This is a genomic window from Actinoplanes subglobosus (genome assembly GCF_042650585.1).
Classification (GTDB): Bacteria; Actinomycetota; Actinomycetes; order Mycobacteriales; family Micromonosporaceae; genus Actinoplanes; species Actinoplanes subglobosus.
In genome coordinates this window covers 488,429-503,650 of record NZ_JBHSBL010000018.1, presented here as the reverse complement: position 1 = coordinate 503,650, position 15,222 = coordinate 488,429, and the positions used below count along the sequence as shown (strand labels likewise).

The 15,222-nt window shown below is 70.0% G+C and carries 17 protein-coding genes; 2 read left to right on the top strand and 15 right to left on the bottom strand.

All coding sequences use genetic code 11. The features are described 5' to 3' along the window. Positions 1 to 57: 57 nt before the first annotated feature. The 14 genes from ACFO0C_RS24195 to ACFO0C_RS24130 form a co-directional block, all read right to left on the bottom strand. Complete coding sequence (locus ACFO0C_RS24195; protein ID WP_378068930.1) at positions 58 to 492, bottom strand: DUF3099 domain-containing protein; 435 nt, start codon at positions 490 to 492, stop codon at positions 58 to 60. A 67-nt stretch (positions 493 to 559) separates the two neighbouring features. Next, positions 560 to 1,138, bottom strand: a complete 579-nt coding sequence (locus tag ACFO0C_RS24190) for an HhH-GPD-type base excision DNA repair protein (protein ID WP_378068929.1) — start codon at positions 1,136 to 1,138, stop codon at positions 560 to 562. Next, complete coding sequence (locus tag ACFO0C_RS24185; RefSeq protein ID WP_378068928.1) at positions 1,135 to 1,662, bottom strand: GAF domain-containing protein; 528 nt, start codon at positions 1,660 to 1,662, stop codon at positions 1,135 to 1,137. Before ACFO0C_RS24185 ends, ACFO0C_RS24190 begins: the two co-directional genes overlap by 4 nt. Next, the gene (locus ACFO0C_RS24180) at positions 1,659 to 1,931 is read right to left on the bottom strand and encodes a hypothetical protein (RefSeq protein WP_378068927.1); all 273 of its coding nucleotides are present in this window, start codon (positions 1,929 to 1,931) and stop codon (positions 1,659 to 1,661) included. The genes ACFO0C_RS24185 and ACFO0C_RS24180 overlap by 4 nt, the downstream gene beginning before the upstream one ends. A 34-nt stretch (positions 1,932 to 1,965) precedes the next feature. Then, complete coding sequence (locus tag ACFO0C_RS24175; protein ID WP_378068926.1) at positions 1,966 to 3,018, bottom strand: methyl-accepting chemotaxis protein; 1,053 nt, start codon at positions 3,016 to 3,018, stop codon at positions 1,966 to 1,968. Positions 3,019 to 3,047: 29 nt separating this feature from the next. Further along, positions 3,048 to 3,419, bottom strand: coding sequence for a response regulator (locus tag ACFO0C_RS24170; protein WP_093619822.1), 372 nt, complete (start codon positions 3,417 to 3,419; stop codon positions 3,048 to 3,050). Beyond that, positions 3,416 to 3,691 carry a hypothetical protein gene (locus ACFO0C_RS24165; RefSeq protein WP_378068925.1) on the bottom strand — a complete coding sequence of 92 codons (276 nt, stop codon included), beginning with the start codon at positions 3,689 to 3,691 and terminating at the stop codon, positions 3,416 to 3,418. The genes ACFO0C_RS24170 and ACFO0C_RS24165 overlap by 4 nt, the downstream gene beginning before the upstream one ends. Beyond that, a complete protein-coding gene (locus tag ACFO0C_RS24160; protein WP_378068924.1) occupies positions 3,672 to 6,047 on the bottom strand; it encodes a chemotaxis protein CheA in 2,376 nt (791 codons plus the stop codon). Before ACFO0C_RS24160 ends, ACFO0C_RS24165 begins: the two co-directional genes overlap by 20 nt. Continuing rightward, positions 6,044 to 6,442 carry a response regulator gene (locus ACFO0C_RS24155; protein ID WP_378068923.1) on the bottom strand — a complete coding sequence of 133 codons (399 nt, stop codon included), beginning with the start codon at positions 6,440 to 6,442 and terminating at the stop codon, positions 6,044 to 6,046. Before ACFO0C_RS24155 ends, ACFO0C_RS24160 begins: the two co-directional genes overlap by 4 nt. After that, complete coding sequence (locus ACFO0C_RS24150) at positions 6,442 to 7,308, bottom strand: CheR family methyltransferase (protein ID WP_378068922.1); 867 nt, start codon at positions 7,306 to 7,308, stop codon at positions 6,442 to 6,444. The genes ACFO0C_RS24155 and ACFO0C_RS24150 overlap by 1 nt, the downstream gene beginning before the upstream one ends. Beyond that, positions 7,308 to 7,931: a HEAT repeat domain-containing protein gene (locus tag ACFO0C_RS24145; RefSeq protein WP_378068921.1), complete on the bottom strand. Its 624-nt coding sequence runs from the start codon at positions 7,929 to 7,931 to the stop codon at positions 7,308 to 7,310. Before ACFO0C_RS24145 ends, ACFO0C_RS24150 begins: the two co-directional genes overlap by 1 nt. 22 nt (positions 7,932 to 7,953) lie before the next feature. Continuing rightward, positions 7,954 to 9,012 carry a chemotaxis-specific protein-glutamate methyltransferase CheB gene (cheB, locus tag ACFO0C_RS24140; RefSeq protein WP_378068920.1) on the bottom strand — a complete coding sequence of 353 codons (1,059 nt, stop codon included), beginning with the start codon at positions 9,010 to 9,012 and terminating at the stop codon, positions 7,954 to 7,956. A 12-nt stretch (positions 9,013 to 9,024) separates the two neighbouring features. Next, positions 9,025 to 10,587, bottom strand: a complete 1,563-nt coding sequence (locus ACFO0C_RS24135) for a chemotaxis protein CheW (RefSeq protein WP_378068919.1) — start codon at positions 10,585 to 10,587, stop codon at positions 9,025 to 9,027. Positions 10,588 to 10,604: 17 nt separating this feature from the next. Further along, complete coding sequence (locus ACFO0C_RS24130; protein ID WP_378068918.1) at positions 10,605 to 12,545, bottom strand: methyl-accepting chemotaxis protein; 1,941 nt, start codon at positions 12,543 to 12,545, stop codon at positions 10,605 to 10,607. 245 nt (positions 12,546 to 12,790) lie between these two features. On the opposite strand from ACFO0C_RS24130, the gene dtd reads away from it, so the two are divergent. Beyond that, positions 12,791 to 13,210 carry a D-aminoacyl-tRNA deacylase gene (dtd, locus tag ACFO0C_RS24125; RefSeq protein WP_378068917.1) on the top strand — a complete coding sequence of 140 codons (420 nt, stop codon included), beginning with the start codon at positions 12,791 to 12,793 and terminating at the stop codon, positions 13,208 to 13,210. Here dtd and ACFO0C_RS24120 read toward each other — a convergent pair. After that, on the bottom strand, positions 13,207 to 13,995 hold the full coding sequence (locus tag ACFO0C_RS24120) for a sporulation protein (RefSeq protein ID WP_378068916.1): 789 nt from the start codon (positions 13,993 to 13,995) through the stop codon (positions 13,207 to 13,209). The two genes, dtd and ACFO0C_RS24120, sit on opposite strands and share 4 nt — an antisense overlap. A 236-nt stretch (positions 13,996 to 14,231) precedes the next feature. Between ACFO0C_RS24120 and sigB the strand changes: the two genes are divergently transcribed. Next, positions 14,232 to 15,221, top strand: a complete 990-nt coding sequence (gene sigB / locus ACFO0C_RS24115; RefSeq protein ID WP_378068915.1) for an RNA polymerase sigma factor SigB — start codon at positions 14,232 to 14,234, stop codon at positions 15,219 to 15,221. Position 15,222: the final 1 nt, after the last annotated feature.

The window sequence follows — 15,222 nt, the reverse complement described above, 5'->3', positions numbered from 1 at the left end:
ATCTGACAGCGCCCCGACAACCTTTCTGAGGTACAGCACGGCCACCCCGGCTGTACCTCAGAGCGGTGGGGTGGCCGGACCGTACCGCTGCGACGGGGTTTTGTCTTGACCTTCAGCCGGACCGGAGGCGGGCTCGTCGATCACCTCGGCGTCGATGGTGATGTAGTCGGGCTCCTCGGGTGGCTGTTCGATGGCTCGGCGGACGTCCTCGCGGGCCGCCGCGTCGGCAGCCCGCTCCTCCTTGGTCTTGGGTGGCCGGTCGTTGGCGATCAGCACCGCCATCCACGGGAGCAGCACCATCCCGAGCGCGCAGAGCGTCAGCCACAGGGGCAGCAACGGGACCTGGGCGCTGATCAGGACCCCGCCGAGGATCAGGCAGCCGGCCCGGACGCTCATCATCGTGACGTAGCGGATCTGCCGGCTGCGGAGCTGATCGTCCTGGCTGTGAGCGGCATCGGTGATCAACACCGGACGCTCCGGGTGCTTCTTCACGCGAGGTCTCCGATCGACCCCGTCATCCTCCCACCGGCCGGGCCGACATGCCCAGCCGGGCCGGGACTCAGGACTCCTTCGCCGCCCGCGCCTCGGCCTTGACCTGCTTCTTGTAGGCCCGGACCTTGGCCAGCGACTCGGCGTCGACGATGTCGGCGACCGACCGGTGGGAGCCCTCCTCGCCGTAGCCGCCGGCCGCCTCGCGCCAGCCCTCCGGCCGCACGTCGTAGAGCTTGCCGAGCAGGGCGACGAAGATCTGCGCCTTCTGCTTGCCGAACCCGGGCAGCGCCAGGATCCGCTGGTAGAGCTGGGCACCGGTCGCCGCGTCACGCCAGAGGGCGGCGGCATCGCCGTCGTACTCCTCGGCGATGACCCGGCAGACCTCCTGCACGCGGGCCGCCATCGCCTTGGGGAAGCGGTGCAGCGCGGGCGGCTCGGAGAAGATCGCGACCAGCGCCTCGGGGTCGAACTCGGCGATCTCCACGGCGGTCGGCTCGTGACCGAGACGCTGGGCCAGCACCCACGGCGAGGTGAACGCCTTCTCCAGGGTGATCTGCTGGTCCAGCACGATCCCGAGGGTCACCGCGAGCGGGTCACGGTTGAGGAGGTCGTTGGCTTCGGCCGGCACCGGCAGGGAGAACGTCACGGCCCCATGATGGCAGGTTCGGCCCGGGCCTCGATGCGGCGGACCGTCTCGCCGGCGAGATCCCGCATCAGGCCAAGCTGTGCGGGAGTGAACTCGCGGGGCCGCACGTCGAGTGCGCACAGCCCCCCGAGCACCGCACCGGAGGAGGAGATCAACGGCGCGCCGATGTACGCCCGCACGCCCTCGATGACGACCAGCGGATTGTCCCGGAACTCCGGGTCCACGGCGAGGTCGCTGACGTAGCGGGCGGTGCGGGAGCGCAGCATCGGGCAGCAGAACGCCCACTCGATCGGGGTGCCACCGGCCTCGCTGACCCACTCCGGCATCGGCCCGCGCCCGGCCAGGAACAGTTGCGCGCCGTCGAGCAGGCTGTCGACGACGGCGAACGGCATGTCCAGCCGGTCGGTGACCGATTCCACGATCTCGTCGAGGTACGGCCGTGGCGCCGGGAAGTCCAGACCGAGGCGGGCCAGGTCGAGCAGCCTGCGCCGGTCGAGCAGTTCGGGGTAGCCGGTCAGGGTCACGCCTGTACCGTCCGTGCCAGTGCCTCGTAGGTGATGATCCGGACCTTGAGGGACCGGCCGGCGACCCGGCTCAGCTCCCCGATCTCCATCACGTGCTCGGCGACCTTCCGCAGATCGGCCGACGTGCTGATCGGCCGCCGCAGGCCGAGCGCCTGCACCGACAGGCTCCACAGGCCCTCGGCCATCTGCGGGCCGACGAGATCCGCCAGTGCCTTCACGGCGTCCTGCTCGGTCGGCTGTTCATGGCCGTAGTTCTCGGCGCGGGGCATGTCGTACCTCTCGCTGTGGCTGGTCTTCTGGTCGTCAGAACAGTTCGATGAGGGGTTCGGCGTCGTCGTGGGCGGGGCCTCCGGTCTGCGAGGCGTGGGTGGACCGCTGCCGGGACATCACGTGTTTGGCACGCAGGTCCTCCACGCTGATCACCCGGGACATCAGCTCCTCCTCGGTGACGGCACCACGGGCGTACGACGCGACGTCCTCGGCCTGACGGCGGACGTCGGCGACCGCGTCCACCACGTGTTCCAGCATCTGCCGGCTGATGTCCTGGAACTGCACGTGACCGACGGCGCCGGTGGTCTCCGAGGTGAGCGCGGACGAACTCTGCTGCACCTGCTGCGCCGCGCTGACGGTGTCCTTGAGGATGCCGGCGACCATCTCCGACATCTCCCGCTGGGCGTTGGCGATGCCACCGAGCCGGCGGGTCATCGCCGTCTCCTCGGTGACCGCCGGCAGCTGCTGCTCCCGGTCGAACTGGCTGTCGTCGGAGAGGACCGCGTCCAGCTTGGCGGTCAGGTCGCCGATGTTCGACCCGATGCCGTGCGCGGCCTCGGCCGACCGGTGGGCCAGCTTGCGGACCTCGTCGGCGACGACCGAGAAGCCCTCGCCCGCCTCGCCGGCCCGGACCGCCTCGATCATGGCGTTCAGCGCGAGGATGTTGGTGGCCCGGCTGACCTCCTCGATCTGCTTGACGTGCTGGTCGAGCTCGCGCATCTGCTCGACCAGCGCCCGGATCTGGTGGTCGCGGTGCAGGAAGTACGAGATCAGGCGGCCCACCAGCTGATCGTTGCTGGCGCTGACCTGACTCAGCTCGGTCTCGGTCCGGCTGAGGGTGCCGGCGAGCTGTGCCACGTCGCCGGCCATCACCTCCGCCAGTGAGTCGACCTTCACGAGTTGCTGGACGATCGCGTGCGCGGCCTCGCCGGTCTGCTCGATGACGTCACGCACGTGCCCGTCGACCACGTCGCAGTACGACGGCACCGCGTCCAGCGCTCCGGCCACCACGCCAGGCTTCAGCTTCAGCGAGGGTTCCTCCGGGTCGGCCGGGGTCAGCGAGAGCTTGCGGAGAAGACTTGGCATGCGATACCTCCGTTTCGCCGGTCAGTCGATCAGGCCCCGGGCAGAACCTGCTTGATCACACCGAGGAGCTGGTCCGGGCCGACCGGCTTGACCAGCCAGCCGGTGGCGCCGGCGGCCTTGGCCTCGGCACGCTTGGTCTGCTCCGACTCGGTGGTCAGCATGAGGATCGGGGTGAAACGCATACCCGGGGCCTTGCGGGCCTCGCGGGCGAAGGTGATCCCGTCCATCTGCGGCATGTTGACGTCGCTGATGATCAGGTTCGGCTTGACACCCTTGCCGAGCTTGTCGAGCGCTTCCTTGCCGTGGCCCGCGGTCTCGACCGCGTAGCCCGCCTTCGTGAGGATGGACTTGAGGCTCATGAGCATGGTGGCGGAGTCGTCGACGAGCATCACAGTGGTCATGGAGGATCGCTTCCCTGCTTGTTCACCGGGCCGCTGCTCCCAGTGAGCAGCGGCAGCACCTGGGCCGCCAGGAAGGCGTCGTTCGGTGCTGAAGAAATCTTCGGCTTGAAAAGAAGCAGGGCCTGGAGTGCGCCGGTGTGCAGATGGTTGCAACGGCGCAAGGAAACCTTCGGCCGCTTGGCGGCCCGCAACCAGCCGGCCAGCTGCTCCACCTCGTCGACGGTGACCACGCCGACCAGGTTGGCGGTCTCCTCATGCAACTCGAGCGGCAAGACCGAGCACCTCCTTCATGTTGAGCACCAGCAGGACGAGGCCGTCACCGAGCAACGCGGTTCCGGAGAATTCGTCGGCGTACGCGAGCAGGCCCTCCATCGGCTTGAGGATCACGTCGACCTCGCGGTGGAACTGGGACACCAGCAGGCCGACCCGCTGACCGTTCACGCTCACCACGAGGATCGCCCGGTCGGCGCCCGGGTCCGGGGACCACGGCATGTCCAGTGCACGGGCGAGGTCGATCACCGGAACCACCTCGCCCCGCATCATCACCACCTCCTGGTGCAGGACCCGGCTCATCTCGCCGGCCGGCACCCGTACCGTCTCGACGACGAGGTCCACCGGGATGCCGAACCGCTGGCCGGCCACGCTCACCACCATCACCTGGGTGACCGCCATCGACAGCGGCAGCCGCAGCCGGGTGGACGTGCCCTGGCCCAGCTTGGACCGCATGGTGACGGTGCCGCCGAGCTTCTCCACGCTGGCCCGCACCGCGTCCATGCCGACTCCCCGTCCGGAGAGATCCGAAACCTGGTCGGCGGTCGAGAATCCGGGCCGGAACACCAGGTCGACCGCCTCCGTCTCGGACAGCGTCTCCAGCTCCTCCTCGGAGATCAGGCCCTTCTCGTACGCCTTGCGCTTGACCCGCTCCGGGTCGATGCCACGCCCGTCGTCGGAGATCTCGACGATGACCGCGTCACCGTCGGCCACCGCGGCGAGGGTCAGCCGGGCCGCGCCGTGCTTGCCGGCCGCGATCCGCTCCTCGGAGGGCTCGATGCCGTGGTCGAGGCTGTTGCGCACCAGGTGCACCAGCGGGTCGCCGAGCGCCTCGATGACGTCCTTGTCGGCCATCGTGTCCTCGCCCTCGGTGACCAGCTCGATGGTCTTGCCGAGGCGCCGGCTGAGGTCGCGGACCAGGCGCGGGAACCGGCCGAACGCCACCGACAGCGGCAGCATCCGGACGTCCATCACGGCCGCCTGCAGCTCCTCGGCGATCCGGTGCATGCCGGCGTACTGGTCCTTGATCCGGCGGCTGAGCACCCGGCTGCCGAACTCCTCCTCGGCGGCGTCGGCCAGGAAGGTCAGGCCGTTCTTGGCCACGTTCAGCTCGCCGACCAGCTCCATCAGCCGGTCCACCTTCTCCTGGTCGACCTTGAGCACCCGGGTGCCGACCTGGCCACCCGGGTCGTCGGCACGGCCGGCCATCTCGGCCGGGACCACCATCGGGGCCGGTGGCGGCACCGCGAGGTCGGACGTGTCCGGGATCGCCGGCCCGGTGACGGGGGCCGGGGCCGCCTCGCCGGCGAGTCTCTCGATCGTCGTGATCAGCGCGGGCGGTTCTGCGGCGGCGAGATCCACCGGTACGCCGAGGGCCCGTGCCGCCGAGGCCACGGCATTGCGCACCGACCGCAGGCGGGCGCCCTCGGTCACCACGTCCTCCATCGTCAGGGCGCGGTGTGCGGCGTGCAGCACGGCCCGGGCGTCGGCGGCCAGTTCCGAGTCGACCATCGGGGTGATCGCGACAGTGACCGGCTCCTCCGCGGTGAGCGGGGGTTCACCGCTGAGGTGCCGGGTGATGGCGCCGGAGTCCAGCTCGACGATGTGGATCTGGTCGGGGACGTACCGGAACAGATGGTCCAGTTCGCCGGCCGCGGCCCGGGTGGCCAGGACGAACGAGAGCAGGCAGGTGTACTCGTCGTACTCGTCCGGGTCGGGCCAGGTCTCCGGCTGCACCACGCCGACCCGTTCCAGCGCCGGAACCTGCCGGACCAGGTGCAGTGGGTCCTCGGCGCGGAAGAAGCAGTCCGAGTCGGGCGTGTAGCAGACGAACCGCATCGTCGAAGACGTGGTGGACAGCCAGGCGGCAAGCTCGGTGAGCCAGTCGGCGTCGAACCAGGCCAGCCAGTCCGGGGCGGCGTCGATCACCGGCGCCGGGACGCCCACGGCCACGGCGTCCGGGACATGGTCACCGCCGCCGAGCGGGGAGCGCAGGCGGCTGATCAGGCCGGCCGCGTCGGCGCCGGCGTTGGAGGGCAGCCGCTCGTGCGCCGTGACGTGCGCCAGCCAGCCCCGGATCAGGTCGAAGGCGGCCAGCAGGTCGTCGGTCATCTGCGAGTCGAGGGCGAGCCGGCCGCCACGGACCGCGTCGAGCAGGTCCTCGGCGGCGTGGGTGAGCCGGGTCAGCTCCGGGAAGTCGAAGAGGCCGGACGAGCCCTTGAAGGTGTGCGCGGCCCGGAACACCTCGTTGACCAGCTCCGGGTCGCCGGGGACCCGTTCCAGCTGGAGCAGACCCTCGTCGACCTGGGCCAGCAGGTCGTTCGCCTCGGCGAGGAACTGGGCGAGCAACGGGTTCATGCCGCGTCCCTCCCGGCGGTCAGCATCGTGGCGACGCGTACCAGCCGGTCCCCGGCCACCGGTTTGACCAGGTAGAGGTTCGCGCCGGCCCGGTACGCCCGGTCGGCGTCACCGGGCCGGTCCTCGGTGCTGATCATCACGACCGGTGCGTCGCTGCCGACCGTCTCCGAGCGGAGGGTCTCGACGCAGGTGTAGCCGTTCATCCTCGGCATGTTCACGTCGACCACGAACAGGTCGAACGGGGCGCCGAGAGCCGACTCGACGGCCTCCAGGCCGTTCGCCGCCTCGCTCACCTCGAAACCGGCGTCGGTGAGCAGGCTGGAGTGGTAGAGCCGCACCGTGGCGGCGTCGTCGACGACCAGCACCCGGGCTCTGGTCGGGGTATCCGAGGTCATCACTTGGCTCCGGTCGGTCGCTGGTAGACGAGGCCCTCCGGCAGGCGGGTCGGCGTGAAGATCGGCGAGATCCGGCTCATCGACTCGGAGTGGCCGAGGAACAGGTAGCCGCCGGGACGCATGGCGCCGTACAGGTTCTCGGCGGCGCGGCGGCTGGACAGCTCGTCGAAGTAGATGAGCACGTTGCGGCAGAAGACGACGTCGAAGTCGCGGAACGCCCGCATCGCGGCCGTGTCGCAGATGTTCACCTTGTGCAGGGTCACGGCGCTGCGGATGCCCTCGTCGACCTGGTAACGGCCGGACCCGACGGCGACGAAGTACTTGTTCAGCCAGGTCTTCGGCACCCGTTGCACGGACCGTTCGCCGTAGCTGGCGTGGGCCGCCTTGGCGAGCACGTCGCTGTCGATGTCGGCGCCGTGGATCTCGACGTCCACGTGGTCGATCTGGTCCCATTCCTCGAGAAGACGGAGAGCGATCGAGTACGGCTCCTCGCCGGTCGAGCACGGCAGCGAGAGGATCTTCACCGGCCCGGTGATCCGTCCGGCGCCGCCGCGGGCCGCCAGCACGTTCGGCAGCACCGTGCTGAGCATGGCGTCGAACTGGTAGTCCTCGCGCAGGAAGTACGTCTCGTTGACGGTGAGCTGGTTGATCAGCTCCTGGAGCATCTCGCCCCGGTCGGCGGTCCGCAGCGCGGCGAACCAGGAACCGAACGTGTCGTACCGGGAGTTGCGGATGCAGGTCTCGATCCGCTTGTCGACGAAGTACCGCTTGCCCGCCGTGAAGTGGATCCCGGTGCGCTTGTAGAAGTATTCGCAGAATCGTGTGAAGTCGGCGTCGGAGAGCCCGGTGGCGGCGGCGCTCGTCATCACGCCGTCCCGGTCAGCCGTGGTAGCGCCGCGTTCACCGTGAACCGCAGGAACGGATCGTCCGGGAAGCGTGCCACGGCGTCCCGCAGCAGGTCGGCGTCCTCGGCCGTGGCCGAGGGCAGCAGCGCGTCGATCGCGCCGGTCACCACGTTCGGGTGCGGGTCCTCGCAGATCATCCGCACCAGCCAGGCGTGCGCCTCGGCATACGGCAGGTCGGCCAGCACCATCGCGGTCATCACCCGTACGTCGTGGTCCGGTGCCGCGAGCAGGTCGGGGAGCAGGGCCGGGACCGAGCGGGGCATGGTGGCCAGCGCCGCCGCCACGGCCGTCCTCAGCTCGGCCTCATCACTCGCGAGATGGACCGCGAGCCCGCCGGCCACCTCCTCGGTGTCGTGGGCGGCAAGCGTGGTCAGGATCGACTCCAGGACCCGCGGATCCTCCTCGGTACCCACCCGGGCGAGCAGGCCGGGCACCGCCTCGTCGGCGTCGGCCAGACCCAGTGCGGCCTCCCGGCGGCAGTCCGGGTCCGGATCGTCCAGCTGGCCGATCAGCGTCGCGGTGTCGGGCGGCTCGGGCAGGACCTCCTCCGGCTGTTGCGGGGCCTGCTTACGGACGAGTCCCATCGTGGTTCCCTCCTCCTGGCGCTCAGCGGACCCAGTCGGCCAGCTTGTCGGCGATCTCGTACGCCGGCAGCACGACCGTGGCCCCGCCCCGGCGGGACAGCTCGCCCGGCATTCCCCAGACCACTGCCGTCTCCTCGGCCTCGGCGATGGTGCGTCCGCCGCCCTCCTTGACCGCGGTCATCTCCTTGGCGCCGTCGTCACCCATGCCGGTGAGCAGCGCGCACACCAGCCGGGCCGGATCGAGGTAGCGGCGGGCCGAGGCGACCAGCCGGTCCACGCTCGGATGCCAGCGGTACTCGACCGTGGACGGCACGCTCTTGACGATCAGCCCGTCGGTACGCCGTGCCACCACCACGTCGGCGTTGCCCCGCCCGATGTAGATGTTGCCGCGCTGCACCTTCATGACCCGGTCGACCTCGTGCACCCGCAGCGGGCAGATCTCGTCGAGCCGGCGGGCCAGCGCACCGGTGAACGAGGCCGGGATGTGCTGTGCCACCACCACCGGTGCGCCGAGTGTCGCGGGCAGCTGCGGGAGCAGGTCGGACAGCAGCGCCGGGCCGCCGGTCGACGACCCGATCAGAACCAGGTCGACCGCGCCGACCGCACCGATGTCCCGGTTCGGTGGCGCGGCGGCCTGCCTGCTCTGCGCCTTGATCCGGGCGCTCAGCCCACCGGCCCGTTTCAGCTTCGCCGACGAGGCGTTGCGCACCTTGCTGATCAGGTCGGCCGAGACCTCGTCGATGTTCAGCGACACCGTGCCGCCGGGTTTCGGCACGTAGTCGACCGCGCCGAGCTCCAGCGCCTCCAGGGTCACCAGGGCGTTGTGCTCGGTCAGGGAGGAGACCATCACGACCGGCGTGGGCTGCTCCTGCATGATCCGGGCCAGGCAGGTGAGCCCGTCCATCTCCGGCATGTTGATGTCCAGGGTCACCACGTCGGGCTGCAGGCGGCCCATCTGTTCCAGCGCATCCACCCCGTTGCGCGCGGTGTGCACCTCGAAGTCACCGGCCTCCGCCAGGATGCCCTTGAGGGCGCGGCGCATCAGCGCCGAGTCGTCGACCACGAGTACGGACGTAGGCACCCGAGACTCCGATCAGACCCCGACGAGCGCCTCGTCGGCGACCGTCACGCAGAGCTCCGCGGCCTGGTCCGCCTGCCCCGCCGCGAGCAACTGGTCCACCTGCACGAGCAGCAGCATCCGCTGCTGGTCCGGCAGGTTCGCCACCCGGGACACCACCCGGGCCTGCTCCGCGGAGAGCTCCGGGGCCGGTTCGAGCACGTTGCGGCCGACCCGTGCCACCTCGGCCACCGAGTCCACGATGAACCCGGTCCGGACCCCGCCGATGATCAGCACCACGATCCGCTGCCGTTCGTCGCGCTCGGTCCGGCCCAGCCCGAGCCGGGTCCGCAGGTCCACCACCGGCAGCACCGTGCCGCGCAGGTTGACCAGGCCCTCCACGAAGTCGAACGACTTGGGCACCCGGATCAGCGCCTCCGGCACCCGGATGATCTCCTGCACCGCGTCGACGTCGACGGCGTACTCCTCGTCGTCGAGGCGGAACACCACGAACAGTTCCTCGTCGCCGCGCCCGTCGTCGGCGCTGCCGTTGTGCTCCCCGGGCATGTCCAGCTCGTCCTCCTGCCGGTAGTCGGCGATCTCGTTGCGTACCTCCGGCGAGTCGAACATCCGGTTCACGCTCAGCACCGAGACCAGCCGTTTGCCGTCCTCGAGCCGGCACACCGACTCCACCTCGGTCTTGCGGCCCTCACCGGCCACCACACTGGGCAGCGGGGCGACCAGCTGGTGCGGCACCCGTAGGACCTCGCGCACGGTGTCCATCACCACGCCGACCACGCCGCCGTCGATGGAGACCACCACGATCCGGTTCTGCGGCTCCAGCGGCGTGACCGGCAGCCCGAAGACCCGGCGCATACTCACCACCGGCAGGAGCCGGCCGCGCAGGTCGATCACGCCGAGCACCCGGCTACCGGCGTTCGGCACGTGGCTGACCGATTCCGGGGCCTGCACGATCTCCTGCACCTGGTCGATCGGGAGGGCGTACTCCTGCCCCTCGACGGCGAAGCTGACCAGCTCCAGGGTGTCGTCGAGATCCGCGTCGGCGTCGTTCTCCGCGGAGACCCGGGCCACCGCCGAACTGTCCCGGCCACCCTTCTTCTCCGAGGCCAGGCGGGTGAACTGACTGCCGATCAGCCGGTCCACGTCCAGGACCGTGGTCATCTCGCCCTCGCCGGACTTGATCACTCCGACCAGGACGTCCGAGTTGACCGTCGACTGGACCGATTCGGCCGGCTCCACCTGCTGCGGGTCGATGCTGATCACGCTGGAGACCCGGTCGACGACGAAGCCGAGCGGCACTCCCCCGTCCACCACGATCACCCGGGTGGTCTCGTCGTGCTCGGTCTGTTCCATCGCGCAGCAGAGCCGCAGGCTGACCACCGGCAGGACCCGGCCACGCAGGTTGGCAAGGCCCTCCAGCGACGGCGGCCCGAGCGGCACCTTCACCACGGCGGGCATCCGGATGATCTCCTGGACCCGCTGCATCGGGAAGGCGTACCGCTCCCCCGCCATGTCGAACGTGACGAAGTCGCTGTTCTCGTCGAACTCCTCGTCGGCGAGATCGGTGTCGGCGTCCATGTCGCTCCTCGTCCCGCTCAGGCGGCGTTCTGCAGCTCGTCGGCGAGCGCGGCGATCTCCTCGACCGCGGCCGCGAGCTCCTCGGCCCCCTGGGCCTGTTCCCGGGCCGCGGTGGACGCCTGACCGGCCAGTTGCTCGGCCTGGTTGGCGGCCGACGAGATCTGTTCCAGACCGGTCTTCACCTGGCCCAGCGTCTCCGCGATGGCCAGCGCCGACTCCCGTACCTCCTCGTTGCCGCCGCGGACCTGCTGCATGTCGCGCTCGATCTCCTCGAGCCGGGCGGTGGTGGCCTTGGCCGACTCCACCTCGGCCAGCGACATCCGGCTGGTCTCCTCCAGGTCGGCCCGGACCTCGACGATCCGGTCCTGCACCGACTTGACCAGGTCCTTGATCCGGTCGGCGTTGTCCGCCGAGTCCCGGGCCAGGTTGCGGATGTCGGTGGAGACCACGGCGAAGCCCTTGCCGAACTCGCCGGCCCGCGCCGACTCGACCGACCCGTTCACCGCCAGCATGTTCGTCTGGATCGAGACGTTCGCGATGGCGTCCACGATCTTGTCGATCCGGCGGGAGATCTGCTCCAGCTCGGTCACCTTGCGGACGTTCTCGATGCCGTCCCGCGCGGCCGTGCCGATCGCGTCGATCATCGAGTCGACGGCCTGCTTGTTGCCCGCCAGCAGCTCCAGGATCACGTCGGCACGCTCCACCGCGGCCGCACCCCGGGTGGACGAGAGCTGGGCGCCCTGCTCGATCTGGTTCACCGCCTCGGCGGTCTGCTGGCCCTTCTCGGCGGCCGTACGCGCACCGCTGTTGATCTCGTTGATCGCGACGTTGATCTGGCTCGCCGCCCGGTTGATCTCCTCGACCGCCGCCGACAGCTCCTCGGCCGCGGAGGCCACCTCCTCGGCGCTCTTGGCGATGTCGGTGCTGCTGCGCAGGGTCTCGGACACCTCGGCCAGCGACTCGGCGGCCTGGTCACTCTGCCGCAGCGCCTGGGTCTGCTGGGCCACCGTCTGCAGCGACTCCTCACAGGCCGCGGACTGCTGCTCGGCGGCCGCTGCGATCTCCTCGGACCGCTGCTTCGCGCTGGCCGCCGCCTTCTTGGCCTGACCGGCCGCGGCCGCCATCTCGGTCGCGCCGGCCATGATCGTGCCCATGTCGGCGCGGATCGTCTCCAGCTGCGAGGTGATCGTCTTGCCCTTCTCCACCTCACCGCGGGCCGTCTCGGCCGACGTCTGGACCGCGCCGGCGATCTCGGTGACGCTGCTGCGCACCTCGTCGATCAGGTCGCGGATCTGCCGGGCGCTGCGCTCGCTGGTCTCGGCCAGCGTGCGCACCTCGTCGGCGACGACCGCGAAGCCCTTGCCGTGCTGCCGGGCGCGGGCCGCCTCGATCGCGGCGTTCAGTGCCAGCAGGTTGGTCTGGTCGGCGATGTGCGCGACGGTCTTGACGATCTCGCCGATCTCGTCGGCCTGCTTCTCCAGCTCGGTGATGGTCGCCACCGACTCGGTCTGCCGGGACGACGCGCTGTCCACGTTCGCCAGCAGGTTGCTGATGCCGTTGCGGGTCTCGTTCAGCAGGTTCTGCAGCGCCTGGCTGAGGTCGGCCACCTGCCGGGTGGTCTGCTCCTGGCTGCTTACCCGCTCCTCGACCTGGTTCATCGCGGCGAGACTCTCCTGGGTCGCGCCGGAGGCCTCCTCGGCGCCGGCCGCGATCTGCTGCATGGCCTCGGAGAGCTGGCGGGAGGCCTCGGAGGCCTGGGCGTTCTGTGCAGAGATCTCCGCGGTGGCGGAGGCGATCCGCTCGGCGGCCTGCTGCTGCTTCGCCACCGAGCGGGCCTGACGGCGGTTGGCGTCCGGGTCGCCACCCCTGACCGGGCGGGCCGCCGCCGGCTGACCGGCTGGGCGGGCTGCTCGGGAGGTGTCGGCGCCGCGCCCGGTGGCGGTGCTGGTGAGGGGCATGGGTTGAACTCCCGTCTGGGTCCGGTAGATCCGGCGCACAGAGTGTGCAAATCGCCAGGATCGGGGCACGTCGGTCGCTCACCATCGGAGCTCACGTTTCGACGGCCCCCTCCGACCAGGCAAATCCTGGCACCGCCGGAAAGCCCGTCGAGGAGATATTCACCGAGTTCACGGCGACCCGCCGCCGTCGGCACGTAGGGGCCGTTCGGCTACCGTCAGCGGCGGCCGGACGAGAGGGGAAACGCGTGCGAGCGCTGGTGCAGACGGTGAGCCGGGCGAGTGTCACCGTCGACGGGACGATCGTCGGAAAGATCGAGGACGGTCTGCTGGTGCTCGTCGGCGTGACCCACGACGACACCCCGGCGAAAGCCGCCGAGCTGGCCCGAAAGACCTGGGAACTCCGGGTGCTGGACGACCGCTCGGCCGCCGACCTGGTCGCGCCGCTGCTCGTGATCAGCCAGTTCACCCTCTACGGCGACGCGCGCAAGGGCCGCCGGCCCAGCTGGAGCGCGGCCGCCCCGGCCGAGGCCGCCGAGCCACTGATCGAGGAGTACGTGACAGCACTGCGCGCCCGGGGAGCGACCGTCGAGACCGGCCGCTTCCGGGCGCACATGCTGGTGGAGTCGGTGAACGTCGGACCGTGCACGGTCCTGCTGGAGCTCTAGAAGAAGAGCCCGCGCCGTGAGGCGGACTGGCGCAGCCACTGGTCCAGCCGGGACACCCAGTCGATCTGGTCGGCGCTGGCGTAGTCGACGTCGAAGCTGCCGAACGCGTCGTGGCCCTCGGTGAAGACGCCACCACGCTTGTCCAGCTCCAGCACCACCTGGAGCTTCTGCGGCGTCGGCAGGAACGTCAGCTCCAGCTGGTTGATGCCGCTCGCGTACTGCGGGGGCGGGTAGAACTCGATCTCCTGGTAGAACGGCAGGTGCTGCTCCACCCCGTAGACCCGGCCCTGCTCCACGTCGGCCTTGCTGAAGCGGAAACCGATCTGGAGCAGCGCGTTGAGGATCCGCTCCTGGGCCGGCAGCGGGTGCACGGCGACGGTGTCGAGGTCCGACTTGTCGACCGCGCGGGCCACCTCGAGCTCGGTGGCCAGGCCCATCGTCATGCCGTGCAGATGCTGCCCGTACACCTCGGTGATCGGCGTCTGCCAGGGCACCTCGAACCGGAACGGCACGTCGTGCCGCACGCCGGGCTCCAGTTTGAACGAGCCGGTCAGGCGCTGGCGGTGGAACTCCTGGTTCGACTGGTACTCGCTGTCACCGCTCTCCACCTCGACCCGGGTCATCAGGCCGACGGCGACGTACTCGATGTCGACGGCGTGGTCACCACCGACCACGTGGACGTGGCCCTCGAGGTAACCACCGGGATAGGTGTTCGGATTGGTCAGCACGGTGTCCACCGACGGGCCACCGACGCCGAGCGCTTGCATCATTCGCTTGAAGACCACGCAGATCCCCTCCTAGGGCCAAGCACATTATCGAGTTCCGGCAAATTCTCCGGTGGCCAGAACCCTCGCGTTGTCGGTTTGACGACGTCAGGGTTCTCCCCGATTCATGCCACCTGGACGCTGGCCTCACCTCCGCTTAACGCGCCACGGACGAAGCTAGCCCTCACACCGGCACGGATGCGGCTGGTACGCACGAGACGTTACTCGGGGGAGGGGACTGAAAAGTGGTCCTGAACATGAAGGCGTCGGAGTCCAAGGCGGCTGAGGACAGCATGACCGACGATGTCGAGCCGCTGGCCGACCTGGACGCCACGGACGAGCGCGGTGTGTCCGCCGACCTCGTTCGTGCCTACCTCAACGGCATCGGCCGGACCCGGCTGCTCACCGCCGTCGAAGAGGTGACGCTCTCCAAGCGCATCGAGGCGGGCCTCTACGCGGAGGAGAAGCTGCCGGCGGCGCCCGCCGACCTGGCGCCTCTTCTGCACGTGATCGCCGCGGAGGGCAAGTCCGCGAAGAACCACCTGCTCGAGGCCAACCTGCGCCTCGTCGTCAGCATCGCGAAGCGGTACACCGGTCGTGGCATGGCGTTCCTGGACCTGATCCAGGAGGGCAACCTCGGCCTGATCCGCGCGGTCGAGAAGTTCGACTACACCAAGGGCTACAAGTTCTCGACGTACGCCACCTGGTGGATCCGCCAGGCCATCACCCGCGCCATGGCCGACCAGGCCCGCACCATCCGCATTCCGGTGCACATGGTCGAGCAGGTCAACCGCATGGTCCGCTGCCGGCGCGACTTGGCCGCCTCGCTCGGCCGGGAGCCCAGCATCGCCGAGATCGCCAAGGCGATGGACGTGCCGGAGTTCCAGGTCATCGAGCTGATCTCGTACGACCGGGAGCCCGTCAGCCTGGACCAGGCCGTCGGCGAGGACGGCGAGAGCGCCCTCGGTGACTTCGTCGCCGCCGTCGACCCGAACGTGCCCGGCGAGGGCCACACCCAGGGCGAGCTGCGCAGCGAGGTCGAGATCGTCCTCTCCACGCTCTCCGAGCGCGAGTCCGCCGTGATCCGGCTGCGCTTCGGCCTTGACGACGGCCGCCAGCGCACCCTCGACGAGGTGGGCCGCGAGTTCGGTCTCAGCCGCGAGCGGATCCGCCAGATCGAGAAGGTGACGATGCTGAAGCTGCGTGACCCCGAGCGGGCGTCCCGCCTCGAGGCCTACGCAGTCTGAT